General features: G+C 47.4%; 4 protein-coding genes. All 4 read left to right on the top strand.

Annotated features, from left to right (window positions below; all coding sequences use genetic code 11):
* Positions 1 to 1,532, top strand: a 1,532-nt coding sequence (locus B3180_RS07945; protein WP_286843904.1) for a peroxidase family protein, incomplete at its 5' end; no start/stop codon positions are given.
* A 9-nt stretch (positions 1,533 to 1,541) separates the two neighbouring features.
* Positions 1,542 to 2,216 carry an SDR family oxidoreductase gene (locus B3180_RS07940; protein WP_054488798.1) on the top strand — a complete coding sequence of 225 codons (675 nt, stop codon included), beginning with the start codon at positions 1,542 to 1,544 and terminating at the stop codon, positions 2,214 to 2,216.
* Positions 2,217 to 2,441: 225 nt separating this feature from the next.
* Positions 2,442 to 3,506, top strand: a complete 1,065-nt coding sequence (locus tag B3180_RS07935) for a lysylphosphatidylglycerol synthase transmembrane domain-containing protein (RefSeq protein ID WP_278358565.1) — start codon at positions 2,442 to 2,444, stop codon at positions 3,504 to 3,506.
* On the top strand, positions 3,503 to 4,879 hold a 1,377-nt coding region (locus tag B3180_RS07930; protein WP_286843901.1), incomplete at its 3' end, for a glycosyltransferase. The genes B3180_RS07935 and B3180_RS07930, both read left to right, overlap by 4 nt.

The following is a 4,879-nucleotide window of genomic DNA, read 5'->3' as shown; positions in this document are numbered from 1 at the left end:
TGGCAATGAATGACGAAGAAACCTGTGCGCTAACTGCGGGTGGTCACACGGTTGGTAAATGTCACGGTAATGGCAAAGAAGAGAATTTAGGTCCTGAGCCAGAAGCGGCAGATGTTGAAGAGCAGGGCATGGGCTGGCGCAACAGCGGTGGTAAAGGCGTTGGTCNNGACGGCGATGCCTCGGTTCTAGGCCCCGACCCGGAAGGCACCGACTTCGACACACAGGGCCTGGGCTGGCACAACCCAACCCGCACCGGCTACGGTCGCGACACCGTCACCATCGGCATTGAAGGCGCATGGACCACGCATCCCACACGCTGGGACAACGGCTACTTCTACCTGTTGTTTAACTACGAGTGGGAACTGAAGAAAAGCCCTGCTGGAGCCTGGCAGTGGGAACCTGTCGACATTAAAGAGGAAGATAAACCGGTCGATGTGGAAGATCCGTCCATTCGTCATAATCCGATTATGACCGATGCCGATATGGCCATGAAAATGGATCCGGACTATCGCAAAATTGCTGAGAAGTTCTACAAAGATCCTGAGTACTTCGCCGACGTATTCGCTCGTGCCTGGTTTAAACTGACGCACCGTGATTTAGGTCCTAAAGACCGTTATTTAGGCGCGGATGTGCCGAAAGAAGACCTAATTTGGCAGGATCCGATTCCGAAAGTGGACTACACCTTAAGCGAACAAGAAGTTGCTGATTTAAAAGAGAAGTTACTGAACACAGAGTTAACGTCTTACGAGCTGATTTCTACCGCATGGGACAGTGCACGTAACTTCCGTTGTTCGGACTTCCGCGGTGGCGCAAATGGCGCACGCATTCGCTTAGCGCCGCAAAAAGACTGGCATGGTAACGAGCCGGAAAAACTGCATAAAGTCCTTCGCGTACTGGAAGAGTTGCAGTCTACCTTGGATAAGAAAGTCAGCCTGGCCGACTTGATTGTACTTGGCGGTACGGCAGCGGTTGAAAAAGCGGTAAAAGATGCCGGTTATAACCTAACGGTTCCGTTTGCGCCGGGTCGTGGCGATGCAACCGACGAGCAAACCGATGTGGAAAGCTTTGAGCCGTTAGAGCCATTGCATGACGGTTACCGTAACTACCTGAAGAAGGACTACGCGGTACCGGCCGAAGAACTGATGTTGGATCGTACCCATTTGATGGGCTTAACGGCACCAGAAATGACGGTTCTTGTGGGTGGCATGCGTGCTTTAGGTGCGAACTACGGTGAGTCTAAGCACGGCGTATTTACTGACCGGGCTGGTACGTTAACTAACGACTTTTTCGTTAATTTGACTGACATGAACAATGTCTGGAAAAAAGCGGATGATCACTACGAAGTTCGTGACCGCAAAACCGACGAACTGAAGTGGACAGCAAGCCGCATTGACTTAGTCTTTGGCTCAAACTCAATCCTGCGTTCGTATTCAGAGCTGTATGCTCAGGATGACAACCAGGAGAAGTTTGTAAAAGACTTCGTGAAAGCCTGGACTAAGGTTATGAATGCTGACCGCTTTGATTTAGCTTAAGGAGGAAGCATGTCGAAAGTACTATTAATTACCGGTGCCTCAAGCGGCATCGGTGAAGCCACGGCGCGCAAAGCGGCAAAAGAAGGGTTAAAGCTAATATTAACGGCGCGACGGAAAGACAAGTTGGATGCGCTGGTTGAAGAGTTTGGCTCTGATAACGCCATTGGTGTTGCCGCCGATGCGGGTAACTTTGACGAGCTTGAGCAGGCCGTAAAGCAGGGCGTTGATAAGTTTGGTCAGTTGGATGCTGTGTTCGCTAATGCAGGAACTGGTGTTTCAACGCCGGGTACTGAAGAAGGCGACGCGGAAGAATGGAAGCAAATGGTTGATGTGAATATCAACGGGCTTCTGTATACCGCGAAACTGACCTTACCGCACTTGCGCAAAACTACCGGTCATTTTCTAATGACAGGATCAGCTGCCGGGCGCATTACGCTTAAAGGTTCTGTTTATGGTGCCACCAAATGGTTTGTGCACGGTTTCGCTCAGAACTTAGCTGAAGAAATGAAAGAGTGGAATGGTCGCTGCACAACAATAGCACCTGGTATGGTCAATACGCCGTTCTTTGATGAGCCAAAGCCGGATAAGCTGGACCCGGATGATGTTGCCGATGCAGTACTTTACGCAATAAACGCTAACCCGCGTAACTGCGTGCGTGAAGTGTTCTTAATGCCAGCTTATTAAGAGGAAAAAGTAGCTGTCATCGAAATAAAACAGGGAAATCTAAAAACTGTCATATTGGGTAAGTAAGCTACAGCACAACTTAACAAATGATTGGTTGTAACTCCCTGGTTAAGTTTTCAGCCCCCGCTTTGGGGGCTTTTTTATGGACTCAGCGGTTTTGACATCCCACCGGGACAACTCCATAATCCTTAAGCATTAGGCTTTGTAGGGAGTAGACAGCAGAAAATGACCGCTTCAGTGGAAGAAGAAAAGCAATACAAAGCCTCCTGGAAACGTTTAGCGCTGTTTAGTGTGCTGTTTGTTTTGCTTACGGTTGCTGGCTTTTATGCCATTTATGATCATTTCTCCGGTCGTAGTTTAACCTTTGATTTTCGTTTGTTCGCCCCGGAAGTACTCAGCGTTACTGTCTTGCTTTTGCTTATCTATTTTTCCGCCGATGGCTTACGTCTATATTACACACTGCGGGCTCTGGGTTACCGGATACCTAAGAAAGCCATGGCAAAACTGGTTTTTATCAATATTTTCTTTTCCAATATTACGCCTATGGCGACCGGCGGCGGCTTTGCTCAAGTTTGGTTTCTGCACGAACACGGCGTGCCTATTGGTAAGGCAACAGCGGCCACGACGATTCGCACGGTACTGGCTATTTTCTTTATTTTCTCACTGACGCCGGTATTTTTGTTAACGCTGGAACCTTTGCAGGACAAAGCGATTATTAGCGATATTGGTACTGCACTAGCGGTATTTATTGTACTGTACCTGCTCTTTTTCGCCGTCGTTTTACTCAGAGCGCATTGGCTTATTGGACCCTTAAGTTTCCTTTGTAAGGGCATACATAAATTGCAACTGATTAGCCCGGAGCGTCATCTGCGTTGGCAGTATAAAACGCGACGCGAGATGCTGCGCTTTTCTCATAGTTTTTCCGAATATTGTCGTGGGCCGAAAGTCGCTATTATACTGTCCGTGTTATTTACCTTCATTTTCCTGCTCAGTCTGTTCAGTTTTCCGGCATTATTGATGTGGGGGCTGGGATACGATGTAAATTATTTGATAAGCCTGGGACTGTTGGTTGTCACAACTTTTATAATGTATTTTGCGCCAACCCCGGGGGCATCCGGTATTTCTGAAGGCGTTTTCGGTAGCTTTTTCAGTGACATCTTAGCTAAAAATCATTTGCTGTTGGTTACCTTCAGCTGGCGCTTTTTAACCATCTATTTGGGCATGCTGTTGGGGCTGTTTATTTTACAACGATACTTAGTTAACTCCGCCAAAACACAGGGCATACAATGAATAAAAAGAAATTATTAAAAGCCCTGTTCTACTTAAATATAGCCATAGTTGTCAGCCTTATTGGCTATAAAGTTTATTTGAACCTGGTGACTTCTGAATTCGAGGCAGAGCATACAGATCAGCTTGCAGCTATCAGCGCCAGGCTGGAAGGACAAGACAGTTACAGTTTTGCGGTGGTTGGTAACATCAATAATTCGGTAGGCATTTTTGAACGCCGCATTATTCCAATGCTGAACGATGCCAATGTCGACTTTCTCGTGTCCGCAGGAAATGCTGTTAGCAGCGGCGGAGAGGACAAATACCGGGCAATACGGGGTACTCTGTCCCGTTTGGATATGCCTTATTTATTGACCTTTGGTAACAACGAATACGAAGAGTTTGGCAGCTTTCGTTTTTATGATCACTATGGGCCTCATTTTTTCAGCTTTACCGCCGGTGACAGCCGTTTTATCTTCCTCGACAGCACTGAAAAAACCCCCTGGCAGTGGCAGTTACGGTGGTTAACCGACACTCTTAAGGCGGATGAATCGACGCATCGGTTTGTTTTTATTGGCCACCCACCTCTGGAGCCGGAAGAAGCGTTTTTTCTGGCCGAGGATGACGACTTTTTACAGCCTGCTGAATTCAGAAGCGCGTTGCTGCAGACGCTGGAAAACTTTGGTGTCGACCGGGTGTTTTCATCAAACATTTCAATCTATTCGGAACAAGAACATAACGGCATACCTTACATAACAACCGGTGGTGCAGGTGGTCTGGTACTGAACCAGGATGAGAGCTTTTATCACTATGTGAAAGTGACCGTGAGCGCCGATGGTTCCGTCGAGCATTCGGTTGAAGAGCTGGAAGTTGGTCAGCACCCCATTTTGAAGCAACTGGAAAGTCTGTGGTTTTTTATCCACTCCCTGTTTTATGTGGGTTACCTCAACTTTATTCTGTTAGTCAGTTTGTTCCTGGTTATCAGCACCAAGCTCTATAACGCTGTGTTTGTCGGAAAAGAGTACTATCCGGACTACGACATTGACCCAGAGCCCTGGCTTAAGAAAACCATGCGGGTGGCTATGTTTACCAACAATTACTTGCCCTTTATTGGTGGCGTACCTATTTCTATCGAACGCTTACGAAGCGGACTGGTGCAGCTTAAGGACAAAGTTCTGGTTGTTGCACCGCGTTATCAACGTGCAGCAGAAAAAGAAGAGAATGTGGTGCGTATGCCTTCGTTATTCTCTTTTGGTGAAAAAAGCGAGTTTCGATTTGCCAATATTTTTTCAGGCGCCGTACGTAAAAAGGTCAAAGCGTTTAAGCCGGATATTATTCATGTACACCACCCGTTCTGGATAGGGTCGCTCGGGGTTTTTGTGGCTCGCAGACTTAAA

The organism is Idiomarina sp. UBA4206, from assembly GCF_002383015.1.
Lineage (GTDB): Bacteria > Pseudomonadota > Gammaproteobacteria > Enterobacterales > Alteromonadaceae > Idiomarina > Idiomarina abyssalis.
The sequence above is the reverse complement of the archived record's forward strand: the minus strand, read 5'-3'. Positions and strand labels throughout refer to the sequence as shown.

Excerpts from the sequence above, each read along its gene's own strand:
- B3180_RS07940 (WP_054488798.1), top strand. The coding sequence starts at position 1,542 with ATGTCGAAAGTACTATTAATTACCGGTGCCTCAAGCGGCATCGGTGAA.
- B3180_RS07935 (WP_278358565.1), top strand. The coding sequence starts at position 2,442 with ATGACCGCTTCAGTGGAAGAAGAAAAGCAATACAAAGCCTCCTGGAAA.